The 14,082-nt window shown below is 61.9% G+C and carries 16 protein-coding genes; 13 read left to right on the forward strand and 3 right to left on the reverse strand.

Annotated elements, in window-relative coordinates:
* Positions 1-59: 59 nt before the first annotated feature.
* Positions 60-1,307 carry an MFS transporter gene (locus NKJ12_RS15930; protein ID WP_352703729.1) on the forward strand — a complete coding sequence of 416 codons (1,248 nt, stop codon included), beginning with the start codon at positions 60-62 and terminating at the stop codon, positions 1,305-1,307.
* Positions 1,308-1,394: 87 nt separating this feature from the next.
* On the opposite strand, the gene NKJ12_RS15935 is transcribed toward NKJ12_RS15930, so the two are convergent.
* The gene (locus NKJ12_RS15935) at positions 1,395-1,610 is read right to left on the reverse strand and encodes a DUF1127 domain-containing protein (RefSeq protein ID WP_352703731.1); all 216 of its coding nucleotides are present in this window, start codon (positions 1,608-1,610) and stop codon (positions 1,395-1,397) included.
* A 119-nt stretch (positions 1,611-1,729) separates the two neighbouring features.
* On the opposite strand from NKJ12_RS15935, the gene NKJ12_RS15940 reads away from it, so the two are divergent.
* From NKJ12_RS15940 to NKJ12_RS15955, 4 genes are all read left to right on the forward strand, one after another.
* Positions 1,730-2,635: a transcriptional regulator GcvA gene (locus tag NKJ12_RS15940; protein WP_352703733.1), complete on the forward strand. Its 906-nt coding sequence runs from the start codon at positions 1,730-1,732 to the stop codon at positions 2,633-2,635.
* 581 nt (positions 2,636-3,216) lie between these two features.
* Complete coding sequence (locus NKJ12_RS15945; protein WP_352704064.1) at positions 3,217-3,429, forward strand: cold-shock protein; 213 nt, start codon at positions 3,217-3,219, stop codon at positions 3,427-3,429.
* A gap of 531 nt (positions 3,430-3,960) precedes the next feature.
* Positions 3,961-4,059 (forward strand): DUF982 domain-containing protein, encoded by a 99-nt coding sequence (locus NKJ12_RS15950; RefSeq protein ID WP_352703735.1) that lies wholly within the window; start codon positions 3,961-3,963, stop codon positions 4,057-4,059.
* A 71-nt stretch (positions 4,060-4,130) separates the two neighbouring features.
* A complete protein-coding gene (locus NKJ12_RS15955) occupies positions 4,131-4,724 on the forward strand; it encodes an SOS response-associated peptidase (RefSeq protein ID WP_352703738.1) in 594 nt (197 codons plus the stop codon).
* 1 nt (position 4,725) lies between these two features.
* Here the strand turns inward: NKJ12_RS15955 and NKJ12_RS15960 are convergent, their stop codons facing one another.
* Positions 4,726-5,001: a hypothetical protein gene (locus NKJ12_RS15960; RefSeq protein ID WP_352703740.1), complete on the reverse strand. Its 276-nt coding sequence runs from the start codon at positions 4,999-5,001 to the stop codon at positions 4,726-4,728.
* Positions 5,002-5,105: 104 nt separating this feature from the next.
* The gene (locus NKJ12_RS15965) at positions 5,106-5,861 is read right to left on the reverse strand and encodes a hypothetical protein (protein WP_352703743.1); all 756 of its coding nucleotides are present in this window, start codon (positions 5,859-5,861) and stop codon (positions 5,106-5,108) included.
* 157 nt (positions 5,862-6,018) lie between these two features.
* Between NKJ12_RS15965 and NKJ12_RS15970 the strand changes: the two genes are divergently transcribed.
* The 8 genes from NKJ12_RS15970 (at position 6,019) to NKJ12_RS16005 (ending at position 14,050) form a co-directional block, all read left to right on the forward strand.
* Positions 6,019-6,480, forward strand: coding sequence for a hypothetical protein (locus NKJ12_RS15970; protein ID WP_352703745.1), 462 nt, complete (start codon positions 6,019-6,021; stop codon positions 6,478-6,480).
* A 424-nt stretch (positions 6,481-6,904) separates the two neighbouring features.
* A complete protein-coding gene (ligD, locus tag NKJ12_RS15975; protein ID WP_352703747.1) occupies positions 6,905-8,842 on the forward strand; it encodes a DNA ligase D in 1,938 nt (645 codons plus the stop codon).
* Between the two features lie 192 nt (positions 8,843-9,034).
* Positions 9,035-10,012, forward strand: coding sequence for an ArdC family protein (locus NKJ12_RS15980; RefSeq protein WP_352703749.1), 978 nt, complete (start codon positions 9,035-9,037; stop codon positions 10,010-10,012).
* On the forward strand, positions 10,009-10,380 hold the full coding sequence (locus tag NKJ12_RS15985) for a DUF2958 domain-containing protein (RefSeq protein ID WP_352703751.1): 372 nt from the start codon (positions 10,009-10,011) through the stop codon (positions 10,378-10,380). Before NKJ12_RS15980 ends, NKJ12_RS15985 begins: the two co-directional genes overlap by 4 nt.
* A 174-nt stretch (positions 10,381-10,554) precedes the next feature.
* Complete coding sequence (locus NKJ12_RS15990) at positions 10,555-12,687, forward strand: ParB/RepB/Spo0J family partition protein (RefSeq protein ID WP_352703752.1); 2,133 nt, start codon at positions 10,555-10,557, stop codon at positions 12,685-12,687.
* 96 nt (positions 12,688-12,783) lie between these two features.
* Positions 12,784-13,260 carry a UCP036055 family protein gene (locus NKJ12_RS15995; protein WP_352447726.1) on the forward strand — a complete coding sequence of 159 codons (477 nt, stop codon included), beginning with the start codon at positions 12,784-12,786 and terminating at the stop codon, positions 13,258-13,260.
* A 101-nt stretch (positions 13,261-13,361) separates the two neighbouring features.
* On the forward strand, positions 13,362-13,787 hold the full coding sequence (locus NKJ12_RS16000) for a hypothetical protein (protein WP_352703756.1): 426 nt from the start codon (positions 13,362-13,364) through the stop codon (positions 13,785-13,787).
* On the forward strand, positions 13,784-14,050 hold the full coding sequence (locus tag NKJ12_RS16005) for a DUF6117 family protein (RefSeq protein ID WP_292177283.1): 267 nt from the start codon (positions 13,784-13,786) through the stop codon (positions 14,048-14,050). Before NKJ12_RS16000 ends, NKJ12_RS16005 begins: the two co-directional genes overlap by 4 nt.
* Positions 14,051-14,082 lie beyond the last annotated feature (32 nt).

Consider the following 14,082-nt stretch of genomic DNA (forward strand, 5'->3'; position numbering starts at 1 on the left):
GGCGCAAACCGCTCGCCCGGCAGGAGCCAGATTTGACAGCCCAAAGGTCGACCGAAGCTTTGAGATATCCGAAGCACGGACTTGCGCTGCTGCCCTCGGGCGCCGGCCCTGCGGCTTCCTACCTGTTAGCCTCAAGGGGATTGCGGGCGTTCGGCGACGGACTCGTCAGCATTTTGCTTCCCGCCTATCTGGCGGCACTCGGCTTCAACGCCTTCGAGATCGGCATCTTCGCCACGGCAACGCTTTCGGGGTCGGCAGCGCTCACGCTGGGCGTCGGGGCCGTCGCGCACCGTTTCTCGCGCCGTTCACTGCTTATCGCGGCAGCAGGCCTGATGGTTCTGACCGGACTTGCCTTTACGCTCGTCCATGATTTCTGGCCGCTGCTCGTGGTCGCATTCGTCGGGACTTTGAACCCATCCTCTGGCGACGTGAGCGTCTTTCTGCCCCTGGAACATGCGCAGCTCGCGCACAGTGTCACCGATCGCGACCGTACGGCGCTGTTTGCCCGCTACAGCGTTGTCGGTTCCCTCATAGGGGCAGTCGGCGCTCTGGCGGCCGGCGCCCCCGATCTCCTGCGACAGCTTGTCGGCCTGGAGATCAAGCAAGCCCTCCAGCTTGCCTTCCTGCTGTACGCATTGCTTGGGGTCGGAGCGCTTTTGCTGTATCGGCGGCTACCGGACGAGTCGATCGACGAAAGTGCGGCGCCGGCGGAGCCCTTGCGCAAGTCTCGAACCATCGTCTTCACGCTTGCCGCACTCTTCAGCCTGGACGCATTTGCCGGCGGGCTTGTGGTGCAGTCCCTCTTGGCACTATGGCTTTATCAAACCTTTGGCCTGTCCCTCGCCACGACTGGCGCAATCTTCTTCTGTACGGGCGTGCTTTCAGCCGTGTCATATTTGGTGGCCGTTCAAATCTCCAAGCGGATCGGGCTGGTGAACACAATGGTGTTCACCCACCTGCCATCGAGCCTGTGCCTGTTGCTCATTCCGTTCATGAAGACCCTCGCTCCGGTGATCGTCCTTCTGCTGATCCGGAGCGCATTGTCGCAGATGGACGTACCGACCCGCACCTCTTACGTCATGGCGGTGGTGACGCCTGGTGAGCGTGCTGCAGCGGCGAGCGTGACAGCTGTCCCGCGCAGCCTCGCGTCGGCGGCGAGTCCCATGCTTGCCGGCTCGCTGCTTGCCGTTTCAAGTTTCGGCTGGCCGCTGCTCATCGCGGGCGCCTTGAAAATTCTCTACGACATCCTTCTGCTTGCAATGTTCCGAAAGGTTCGTCCGCCGGAGGAACGACGAGATGGTCAGTAGCAGCCGCAAATGCCTTGCCTGACTTGGCAACGACAAGCGAAATGATGACCGTGCGCTGCCCATGGGGATGTCGGCCTCAGTCGAGAATTAGGCCTGCCACGGCCACTTTGCACATTCCTTCCGAACCTGCGCAGGGCTAAGACCCAAGTCTGCCAGCTGATGATCTTCGAGTTCGGCCAGCTGTTTCCTTTGGCGATGGATTTCGATCCAGCGCGCCACCGATGCCATCGAGCGCACTAAATTTTCCATGACACGATGGGCACTTGCCTGTGGCGATGAACGCCTCGGCGTCTCAATCAACATTTCTCATCCTTCCGCAATGCGCTGGTTGACGTGTGGTGCGGAAATGCTCCAATCTCTCCAAGGGTGCAAAGCATGGTTTCTCGTGCTTGGCCCAATTTTTCTCATGACATGGTGCGAAATTGGCCCGCCGACTGCCATCACTCAACGCCCTCAAAGCCTTTGAGGCGGCGGCGCGCCACGAGAGCTTCACCAGGGCGGCGGACGAACTTTCCGTGACGCAGGGTGCGGTGAGCCATCAGGTGAAGGCGCTCGAGCTCGAATTGGGCATCAGGCTGTTCGATCGCGAACGTCAAAAGCTGAGCATCACGCGGGCCGGCCTCTCCTATCTGGAGGTGGTGCGCGATGCCTTCGATCGCATAGCACTCGGCACACAACGCATCCAGCATCTATCTCGGGCCGGAGCGCTGACCGTCAGCACGTCGCCCGACTTTGCCGCCAAGTGGTTGGTAAACCGCCTTGGCAGGTTTGCCGAGACGCATCCGGACATCGATCTCAGGATTTCCGCAACCATGCATCACGTCGACTTCGCAAGAGAGGACGTCGATCTTGCCGTGCGGCATGGCGATGGCAATTGGGCGGGCCACGATGTTGTCCGCCTGTGCTCCGAGCAACTGTTCGTGGTCTGCAGTCCCAAACTTCACCAGCGGATGCGCGAGCCGTCCGATGTGCTGAACTTTCCGTTGCTGCATCTTGATGACCGAAAGGATTGGTCGGAATGGCTCGAGGCCGCCGGCGTGGTCGATACCGATCTCTCCCACGGACCGGTCTTGAACCGCGCCAGCATGGTCATAGACGCCGCTGTCGACGGCCAGGGTGTTGCACTCGCCCGCACCACGCTTGCGGCTTGGGACCTCATCAACGGGCGCCTCGTAAGACCATTCGCCACAGCTCTGCGATTGTCCAAGACCTACTGGATCGTCTGCCCCAAGGCGACGTCGACGCTCCCCAAAATCACGACATTCCGCGACTGGCTGTTGGCCGAGGCCGCCGATGACGTACGTCGCCTCAAGACGCTCGTTCAATAGGTCCAGCGCCTACCAGATCACGATGGTCACGCGGGTCGCGCCTCGCAATGGAACTCTCGTTGGATGCCCAACGTGATTGCTTCTCGTAGGGCCACTTTCCAAGGCGGGGAGGGCGATCCTGCGCCTGGTCGCTGTGTCGTCGCTGCCCGCTCTGGTGTGGCACGCTTTCGTGTGCACTATGTGTCCTCAAAACCTCGATATAGCCAAGGGTCATCCGTTGGGCGGCAGAATCGTAAATCGGGCTACGTTTGGGCGGACGCGCTAAATTACTCAGTCTTCCCGCCGATCGTTCGGCGAAGCTGACCGCCCAAACGACCATTATTCGATTTTCGGCGGGATTCCGGTGCGAAGAACAATATTTTGAGCGACTCTCGTGGGATCGTGAGATCGAAGAGAATATTCCTTCGAGGCCGTACAAATCGATATTGGTGTCCAAGGTGAGTGATTTTAACACTTCCGCCGATCGATCCGGGCCTTGCGATTTTTCGCGTTTGCTGCGTCTATCACCAAATCTCGATACAAACCGATCCGACTTAAACCGTCGGATCAAACGCGCTGCAAATGTCACAAGGAATATGAATATGGCGACTGGAACCGTGAAGTGGTTCAACAGCACCAAGGGCTTTGGATTCATTCAGCCCGACAATGGCGGTCAGGACGTTTTCGTCCACATATCCGCCGTTGAACGCGCCGGGCTCTCCACCCTCGCAGACGGCCAGAAGGTCAACTATGAGATTGAGCAGGACCGCCGCACCGGCAAGTCCTCTGCTGGTAGCCTGAGCAAAGCGGACTGATTTTTTCTCGTGCGCCCCGGCAGTGCCGGAACGGCGCGGCAGCGTCACGAAGTACTGACGGCGGCAAAAAGAGCGCGCACGAAACATGACGTGATCCGACGACCGGGTGCCTGATTGCTGCAAGTCTTTGGGAGCGATCATGCGAGATAGTCGCGAGCTCCTGCAGTGAGATGATTGGCCGAAGTGAAGCTGCCCGCCGATCGTTTCGAGCATTGTATGCTTGGCTCCATGAAGCGGCAACGGTGGTCCAGCCGGTTTGGTTGAAACGTTATGGACCTCGACCCATATGCGTGACGCGTCGGATGTCTCCTCCCATTCGTCCGGCGCGTTCCCCTCTGAAGGTTTCAAACCTTCATGCTTGGCCGGACTTAACAGTCCGGCCTTTTTCTATTGGCCATATGGGCTGTTGAGGCGGCGCAATCGTAAAATAGGTGACGTTTGAGTGCCTGCCTCTTGGCAAGTTCTGCTTCTCTTCCATTTTCGTTCCTGCGAAGGGGCCGCCGCTGGGCCTCCTAAGACGCTTGCCTTGGCGTGATCGAGGGCCTGAAAGAAACCGGCGACGCCCGCAAGGCCTTCGTCGAGGCCGCAAAGGAGGCAGACATCCTCGTTGAGCGGGATCCGTTCAGTTGAGCGCCGATCCGCTTTTCATCGTGCCCTCGATAGCCTTACTGTAAACAAGTCGGCCAGGTCCGGAGCCTCCCATGTGCAACGATTATGAACAGCATGTACTCTGGGCCGAATATTGCCGGATGATGGCGTCGCTGGCGCTCAAAATCCCCACCCACCAAACCGAACTTGATTTGCCTCAGGCTGATGATGTCCGTATCAATGACCCGGCGCCTATAATGCGTTCTGCCGGCGATGCGATCGAACTGGCTTCGATGACGTTCGGATTTCCGCCGGCCGCTCCAAAGGGCGGACCGGTGTTCAACTTCCGCTCCGAAGGTCGGCAATTCGGAAACAGCAACCGCTGCCTCATTCCGGCATCTGCGTTCTTCGAATTCACCGGCACGAAATATCCGAAGGCGAAACATCGCTTCACGCTGAACGGCTATCCCTTTCTGGCCATCGCGGGGCTTTGGCGCGAAGCGGTCGGCAACAAGCCACCCACCTTCACCATGCTGACTACTGATCCAGGGCCGGATGTCGCGCATTATCACAATCGTCAGGTTGTGGTCCTTCAGCCCGAGAATTGGGCAGCCTGGATCAATTTGACAAAGCCCGAGGCTGAGCTCTTGCGACCGCTTCCGGCCGGATCGCTATCGGCGGAGACAGTTCGCCCCGAAAGCTCGTGACTTAGCTGCGCAGGATCTCTGGTACGCTGAGCGGGCCGAGATCGAGAACTGGGGTGTATTCGCCCATGCGGCGCCAGACGCCCCGTACCTTTCCATTCTCCCGATCCCGCATCGGATCGAACATCTGCCCCTCGAAGTGATCAAGGAACGCCTCTGCCGATGCGGCATCGCTGAAGCAATGGAGTCGATAGGTCTCATATTTGCCGTTCGGCCATATCGCCTGCACATGCCGCGTCTGGTGCTTAAGCCCTCGTTCCTGGCAGAACTTCGCGATCATGGTGAAGTTCCGGTCGGTGCAGAGGTCATCGGGCAGCGCAACCTGGTGTGGCCAGTCGCGGTCTATGACCGATGGCGTTGGTGAGCCCCGGCTGCGTTTGACCACTATTCGAAATGCATGGACTGGCCGCGCATCATTGCCAGCGTCAGCGCGGTTGCAGGGTTTGCCGGCGGCTTCTCCATATGCAAGGAGCCGTCGAAATCACGCCATGCCGCCATGCGCAATTCATCATCATCATCGCCAGCCGCCGGGTCGAAAACGTGGGCATCGCAGGGATCCCGATCAATCTCGATTGTCCAGTCCTTGAGCGCCTTGCGGGCCATCTCTTCGACCTGGGCAAGGTCGCTGGTGAAGAAGGGGATACGGTCTCCATCTTCCGAAAGCGGCTCAACCCGATCCAGCGTCGGCCGCTCGGGAACCCAACCGAGAACAAAGGCGATATCGAAATCGATCTGGCGGTCCGGGCCGGTCGAGATTTCCAGCCGCTTGACGACGTCAGGATAGAGCTGCTTACGATCCGGCCAAGTGTCCGGAATCGCCTCGGCTTGCAACTTCGTGCGGGGGACGTTGATCAGTTCCATGACCTGATGGTGCGGAACTTTTTCCGCGGGCCAGCCCGCGCAACATGCCGCCGCCGCAGCCTTGTCGGCTTCCAGCCAAACAGTGGCAGCCCGGTCCTCGTCCTCGGTAGGCTTGTCGTCTTCTGGAAAGCCCTTGATGTCCCAGCCCTCCAACGCGAACAGTCCTTCCGCGCCCTGCAAGGCCGTAATGCCGGCGCGTGCAAACACCGCTTCGGCTGCCGCGATGCCGCGTGCGAGCTCTCGGGGTGTGGCGTCTTCAATGTTCAAGCGAAGTTCCATGGTTCGCCTCCTGTGGCTAATCCTGCCAATAGTGAACAAAAAGAGAACGCAGAGTCAAGCTTCCTCTTGACGAGAGAGGAATATGTTCCTTATTTCAGCGAGATCTGGAGCAGCAAAGGACCATGGCTCGGCGTCAATCGCGCTGGCCGGCGAAGCTATGGCGAAAACAGCGGAAGACAATTTCCGGATCGAGGTGTGGGATCGCGACGAGCAGGCCCTATCCGAAACGATTTCGCGTTCCCCCGATTCAACGGTGAGTCAGGCGGCTTGGCAAGCCGCCATCCGGCGCCGGCCGGGAATGTTGCTTATCCACTACAACAGTCGGCATGTGATGGAGAAAATCCTGACACCAGGCGAGGTCAAGGTCCCACCGCAGGCGATCATCGATGGCAGCCTTCACGCTGGCCTCGATGTGGCGCTCGGCGATCTTCGCGAATGGCATGTATTGCGGGCTTGGTGCAGATCCTGTTCGCACCATGCAACGGTAAAGCCTGCCGGGCTCATCGAACGCTACGGAAAAGGCGCTCTATTCAGTTCGGTCGAGCGAGCGCTCTTCTGCACAAGTTGTGACAGGGGAGGGCCTGTCAGGCTGGAGATTCACAAGCTGCCACGCAATTGAGGGTAAAGGGATGCAAGACCTCATCGATTTCGTCCAGGCCAACTCGGCGCTGGGTTGGACAATCCTATCGCATCGTCGCCGATCAGCGGCCGGACTGTCGAGAGCCGGAAATGCGCGCGATCTCCGCCGGTCGGCGTCGACGCAAGCTATGCGGACCACCGCGAACGGGGACAGTCGGTCCCGCGTCCCGTCCTGCGGCCGGCGCTATGCTGACGCTCCTACGGCTGTCCTGTTCACCGCCCGCGGCGGGGGCGAATTTCCTCCGTCCTGCGCGCGACGATTGTCCGCTGTTGCGGACGCGCGCAGGACTGCGTTTTATACGCCGTTCTTCCTTTGAGCGCCGACGCTCGCCGGCGCGGGATGCTTGGGCACGGAACCGAATCCCAGGCACGGTATTGAATCGGACTATGTATCCGAGTTCCGCATGTCGGCCGTAGACGGCACCCTCAGCAAAAGGCGCACACGGCCCAGAGACTCAGAATCTGTCCCTACATATCGGCTCCCGGAGTTTCGTCCCTTCCAGCTATGCACGCTGACAGACCACATACCGGTGGGCGAGGATTGGCTCTTCGAGATGAAGTTCGACGGCTATCGTGCCCAAGTCGCCATCTCCGGCTCGAATGTCGTCGTCTATACCCGCAATGGCCACGACTGGACCCGACAGTTCAAGGTCATCTTGCCGCCGCTTCAGAGACTGACCAAAGGCGCGGTTCTGATTGATGGTGAGATCGTTGCCATCGACAGCCAGGGCCGCACGAACTTCTCCATGCTGAAAACCGGCATTGCCGCGGGTATGCCCCTCAAATTCTACGCCTTCGATCTGCTTGAACTCGATGGCGAAGATCTGTCGAACCAGCCACTCCTAAAGCGCAAGGAACGACTTGAGTCCCTGCTTGGCGCGCGCGGCCCTGACGACCGCCTGCAATTCTCCAGCCACATCGTCGACCAAGGCAAAAGGGTGTTCGACGCTATGTGCGAGGGCGGCCATGAAGGCGTCATCGCCAAGCGCGCCGACAGCTCCTACGTCGGCGACCGCACCTCGAGTTGGCTCAAGATCAAGTGCACGAAGCGACAGGAATTCGTTGTCGGCGGTTATCGCCTAAGTGACACAGGACATGGCATGGCCTCGCTAATCCTCGGCACTTACGACAACGGCAAGCTCATCTATCGCGGCCGCGTCGGCACGGGGTTCACCGCGGCGATGCGCAAGGACATCCTCGCGAAGCTCGAGAGACGCCGTCTTGAGAAACCGGCTTTCGCCTCCGTTCCGAGAGACATTGCCCGACGTGCCAAATGGGTGAAGCCCGAACTTGTTGCCGAGGTTACCTATGCCGAAGTGACACCGGACGGCAGCTTGCGGCATCCAAGCTTTGAGGGCATACGCGAAGACAAGCGGGCCGACCAGGTGGTGATGGAAATGCCGAAGACGCCGGCAACTCTTGGCTCCGCCACTATCGATCCGGGAATCGGCAAGGAGATCGCCGCTGCTGTCGGCGTCAAGCTGACGCATCCGGACAAGGTCATGTATCCGGGGACCAAGGTGACCAAGGCCACGCTCGCCGCCTACTATGCCGTGGTCGCCGAGAAGATGCTGCCGCACATTCAGGATCGGCCGCTGTCGCTGGTGCGCGACACCGACGGCGACCTGCAACAGACTTTCTTTCAGAAGCACAGACTGCCAGGCATGCCCAAGGCCATCCATGACGGCCAGCTGGAGAAGATGTCCGGTAAGGAAAGCCGCATCTTGTGGGTCGATGACTTGGCTGGGCTGATCGCAGGCGTCCAGATGAACGTGCTCGAATTCCACATCTGGGGAAGCCGTCGCCAGCAGCCGGATCTGCCGCACCGCATGATCTTCGACATCGACCCCGACGAGGGCTTGGGCTTTGCTACCGTCAAGCAGGCAGCCCTCGACATTCGGGGCATTCTGGAAGCGCTTGGACTGCAGTCGTGGCCGTTGCTGTCCGGCGGCAAGGGCGTTCATGTGGTCGTCCCGCTCGTCCCCCTGGCAGACTGGGACGAGGTCAAGAGCTTCTGCCAAGACTTCGCCGAACTGCTGGCCCGTACAGATCCGCCGCGCTTCGTCGCCAATATGAGCAAGGCGAAGCGCAAGGGCCGAATGTTTCTCGATTACCTGCGCAACGGCCAGGGCTCCACTGCAATCTGCCCCTGGTCGACTCGGGCACGCGCGGGGGCGTCGTGCGCGGTGCCCGTCAGCTGGGATGAGTTGCCCACCTGCGAAAGCGCCAACGGTTTCGATGTTTTCGCCGCCGCCGCGCGGGCTCAGTTGCCCGAAGCCTGGGAAGGTTATTTCGACGTCGAACAAACGCTTACCGACCGCATCCGCCACGCAGTCCGGTAGCCATGACCATACCTAGATAGTCAGCGACATTTGCTGATTTGGCGCGGTCCGCCTTTGCCCCAAGTTCGAGAGCGTCCCCCCCTTCTGCGGGAGGCCCCCGCAACGCCGTCTAGAGTGAGAGTACGGACCCGTTTGCCGTGACGGGTTGAGAGCTGGAGGGAAGGCCTCCGGCGCCCGTCGCGGAGAACCGCGATGTCCAGACACTACGCTCGCGCCGGCGCCGACCGGACAAGCCTCTATGACGATATCACCAATAAGATCATCGCCGAGCTGGAAGCTGGGCGCTTTCCCTGGGTGCAGCCCTGGGGCACGGCGGCGGCGCAAGCCCCCCTCGCCATGCCGGCCAATGCCGCCTCTGGCCGCGCCTATTCGGGGATCAACGTGCTAATCCTGTGGGGCGCGGTCGTCGAGCATGGCTTTCCCGTCCAGGGGTGGCTGACTTTCCGCCAGGCGCTATCGCTGGGCGGCCATGTCCGCAAGGGCGAACACGGGACCACCGTCGTCTATGCTGACCGCTTCATCCCTGACGACGAGAAGAATCGCGCGCGGGAAACCGGCGAGGCAGCACAGGCGATACCGTTCCTGAAGCGCTTCACCGTGTTCAACGTGGCGCAATGCGAGGATCTGCCCGACGATCTGGCGGTGGTTGCGCCTGCACCAGAGCCCGGGCTGATCGAGCCGGCCGTCGACGCACTGATCAAGGCGACAGGGATCGATTTCCGCATCGGCGGCAATAGCGCCTATTATGTGCCGGCGCACGACTACGTACAGGTGCCGCCTCCGCAGGCCTATTTCGAGACGATCGACTGGCACCGCACCGCCCTACATGAACTTGGGCATGCGACCGGCCATGCCTCCCGCGTCGGCCGTGACCTCGGCGGCGCCTTCGGCACCAAGAGATATGCTTTCGAGGAACTGGTCGCCGAGATGAACGCAGCCTTCTGCTGCGCCTCGTTAGGTATTGTACCGACCGTGCGCCACGCCGACTACCTGGCCTCGTGGCTTGAGGTCCTGCGCGAAGACAACCGCGCCATCGTACGTGCCGCCTCCCAGGCCAGCAAGGCGGCCGACTGGCTGCTCGCCTTCCTTCCGCAACCTGATAGCGGAACCAGGGCAGGCCACGCCGAGGTCGATGAGACCGAGATCGAGATCGAGAGGAGGGCGGCATGATCCTCCTCACCGACGAACTGCGCAAGCGCCTGCTGGCCAATGGCCGCGAGCGCAACGCCGATCACGTACCGGTCGTGAAGTTCGTCAATCCGCTCGGCGAAGGGATCTGGCTCGCAACCGAACTGGATGCCAATGGTGACACCATGTTCGGTCTCGCCGATCTCGGCTATCCCGAGCTGGGCAGCTTCTCGCTCCTTGAGATGACGTCGATCCGGCTGCCGTTCGGCATGGGCATCGAGCGCGACATCCTCTTTGCCACCGACCTGCCGATTTCGGTCTGGGCAGAGGCCGCCCGCCGGGCCGGAAGCCTTCGCGACGCGGAACGCCTCCTCTACCACGCCGCCCAGTCTGGCCGAGACGGCGCGTGAGATCTCAACTTGAAATCCGCAAAGCCGCAGATGCGCAAAGCCGTGTCTGCGGCCCTGTCCCCTTCGGATCTTCGGTGTGCGGCGCAGTCCTCAGAGTGAGAGGGCTGCGCCCGTCTCTTTTGACGGGTTTGGAGGTCGAGAGAGTCTCGGTCGCCCGTCGCGGAGACAGTCCACATGGCTACGCCCAAGCAGAAGATCACCCTCAACGCTTCACGCGACATCCCCTTCAACAAGCTGATGCTGAGCCAGTCCAATGTCCGGCGCATCAAGCGCGGGGAAACGATAGAGGATCTCGCCGCCTCGATCGCACGGCGCGGCCTGCTCCAGAGCCTCAACGTCCGCCCAGTGTTGGATGGCGAGGGTAACGAGACCGGCATGTTTGAGGTGCCGGCTGGCGGGCGCCGCTATCGCGCGCTGGAACTGCTGGTCAAGCAGAAGCGCATGATCAAGACCGAGCCAGTTCCCTGCGTCGTCAGTGACGCCCACAGCGTAATCCCGATCGAGGAGGATTCGCTGGCCGAGAATTTTCAGCGCGAAGATTTACATCCGCTCGACATGTTTCGCGCCTTCCAGACCCTGTACGACCAGGGCGCCAGCCACGAGGAGATTGCGGCACGCTTCTTCGTGTCCGCTACCTTTGTCCAGCAGCGCCTGCGGCTCGCAAAAGTTTCGCGCAAGCTGCACGAGGTCTACGAGCAGGAGGGCATGCAGCTCGAGCAGCTCATGGCCTTTACCGTGACCGACGATCACGCCCGTCAGGAGCAGGTCTGGGAGGCGCTCGAAAACTCCTGGTCGAAGGAGCCGCAGCAGATCCGGCGCCTACTGACGGAGACCACGGTGCGCGCGAGCGATCGCCGGGCGCTGTTCGTCGGTGTCGAGGCCTATGTCGCCGCCGGCGGCGTGGTGCTGCGTGACCTGTTCGAGGCCGACAATGGCGGCTGGCTGCAGGACACGGCTCTGCTCGACCGCTTGGTCCGCGACAAGCTGAAGTCGATCGCCGACGAAATCGCGGCGGGGGGCTGGAAGTGGATCGTGGTCGATGTCGATCTGCCTTATGGCCATAATCACGGTCTGCGGGCACTGGCCGGCACCCCCGTCGATCTGACCGACGCGGAGCGGGCGGAACGCGAAGCCCTGCGCGCGGAGTACGAACGGCTGGAAGCCGAGTATGGCGAATCCGACGAACTCCCCGACGCGGTCGATCAACGTCTCGGCGAGATCGAGTCTGTGCTGGAGGCGTTCGAGAGCCGCCCGATGAACTACGATCCCGCCGATATCGGCCGCGCCGGTGCCTTCATCAGCATCGACCGTGACGGTGACCTGGTCGTCGATCGCGGATATGTGCGCCTCGAGGACGAAGCGCCGGAAGCGGTCGACGGCGACGCCGCCGAGCCCGGCGGTGTGACCGGGAGCGAGGATGGCAGCGACGATCCTTCGGTCCGCCGCGCCACCATCACCATCGGCGCGCAGGCGTCCGAGCCCGAGGAGGATGACGGCGACACCATCAAGCCGCTGCCCGAGCGCCTGGTGATCGAACTCACCGCGCATCGCACGTTGGCGCTGCGCAACGCCGTGGCCGAGAACCAGCATGTGGCCATCACGGCGCTATTGCATAGGCTCGTCCTCGACACCTTCGGTCATCGCTCCACCACCGGCTGCGTCGAGGCGTTCGTTCGACATGTCCACCTGCCGACGCAGGACGCCGACCTGAAAGACAGCGCCGCGGCCAAGGCGATCGATGAACGCCATGAGGCGTGGAAGGGCGACATCCCGCTCGGTGACGACCAGACTCTGTGGACCTGGCTCGACAGTCTCGATGAAGCCAGTCAGCACACACTGCTGGCGCATTGCGTCAGCTATGGGATCAACGCGCTGTTCGAGCGACCTAACCCCTATGGCAGCGGCGTTTCCCAGCACGGGCTGGAGCAGCGCTTGCGCGAAGCCGACCGGCTCTCCCACGCCACCGGGCTCGACATGGTGGATGCGGGCTGGCGGCCGACGGTCGATAATTATCTCGGCCGGGTCACCAAGTCCCGCATCCTCGAAGCCGTGCGCGAAGGTGCCGGCGAGCAGGCGGCTCAACTCATCGACCACCTCAAGAAGGGCGACATGGCCAAGGAGGCCGAACGCCTCCTTGCCGATAGTGGCTGGCTACCCGAACCGCTCCGTCTGATCGATCATGACGCACCGCCCGCGCAGCCGGGCGAGGGCGAGGAACCTGACCTGCCCGAATTCCTCGCCGGCGATGACGAAGACGACTCGGCGGCAGCCGATGAGGTCATCGTACACGCTGTCGCTGCCGAATAGCACCCATCGACGGGGCGACTCCGGTCGCCCCGTTCCTCTTCACCTCACCCTCATGGCCCGACGCCCTGTCGGGCCTTTTCGTTTCAGGAGACATCCATGTCCGCCCACATCGTCTATGACAACGCCCCGCTCGGCTCGCTGATCCAGTACTCGGACGGCACCCCCAAACCGCCCGCGCGCTTTACCCGCAAGCTCGCCGACTGGGGCCGTCGCAACGGCCTCGGCCGTCTGGTCCGCAAGGCATCGCCGCGCGACCGTCCGACCTACAGCGCACCGGCCTCGATCACGCTCAACGAAGGGAACTTCTCCTCCGGCGGCGTCATCCTCGTGACGGTCATGCGAACCTACTCGGTCGACAGCGACCTCAGCTTCAAGATCGTCGAGCAGCCCGGTATCGGCATGGTCCGGGTCCTGCAGCAGATCGGCGACGACGACGAGTTGTTGCACCTCGCCGAGAGCCGGGAGGCGGCCGCACTCTGGTTGGCCAAGACCGGGTACCGCAATGCGCGTCTTGAAGACGTCACCGCCGACGAAGTCGGCGCCGATGTCGTCGAGGGGCGGGCGGCGGCGTAACCGCGAAACATCACACCTGCACGCATGAACATCAACCTCGACCCGCCACGGCCGGGGCTCGGAGACGAACGCCGGGCCGCCCGTTTTTTTAGGAGCAGCAAATGCCGCAATTCACCATCGAGACGACGTACCACCTGCCAGTGTTCCGGCATTCAACCTATTTGGCTGAGACACCCGACGTCGCGTGCCGATTTGCCATCGAGGACACTGACTGGTCGGGTCAGCGGGAGGATTGCGAGTCCTCGGGCGAAACCCATGTCACCGGCATATGGCAGGGTGCCGGCGCCGCGTATCGTGGACAGGCCATTCCGGTTCCTGCACATTTTGGGGAAGCGGTGCAGCGCAAGGCCGCACAATTCGAACTCATGCTGGGCTTGCTCAAGATCATTGTCGGCGATGCTAAGGCCCGCCGACCGACGCCGCCGGGGTGGCTCGGCAAGGCCGAATGGGCGATCGCGCGCGGCGAAGCGATCCTCGCGGGCGCCCGCGATCCAGTTGAACCCGGAGATGCGAAGGACTTGCCATGAGCATTCCCGACCATGCCCGCAGCAACTTCCAGACTCTGCTTCGTGCCGCCGGCGACGGCAACCTCGCGTTGATGGAATGCGCCGACGCGGCGACCGGGCAGCGGCGTTATGTAATCTGCGCGGTCGGGCGGGAGGGCGCGGACTACGTGTTCACGCCGTTCGGTCATCTTGCCGACGGCAATCCCTATGATGCCTACCTGCCGCCCGATCCCGACGACGCCAAAGGTTTCCTACAGAAGTCGGAGCCTGACGGCGGAATATGATCGAGATCGGTTGATACCGGCAAGCGCTCCAC

This window comes from Mesorhizobium sp. M0195 (genome assembly GCF_040322115.1).
GTDB lineage: Bacteria > Pseudomonadota > Alphaproteobacteria > Rhizobiales > Rhizobiaceae > Mesorhizobium.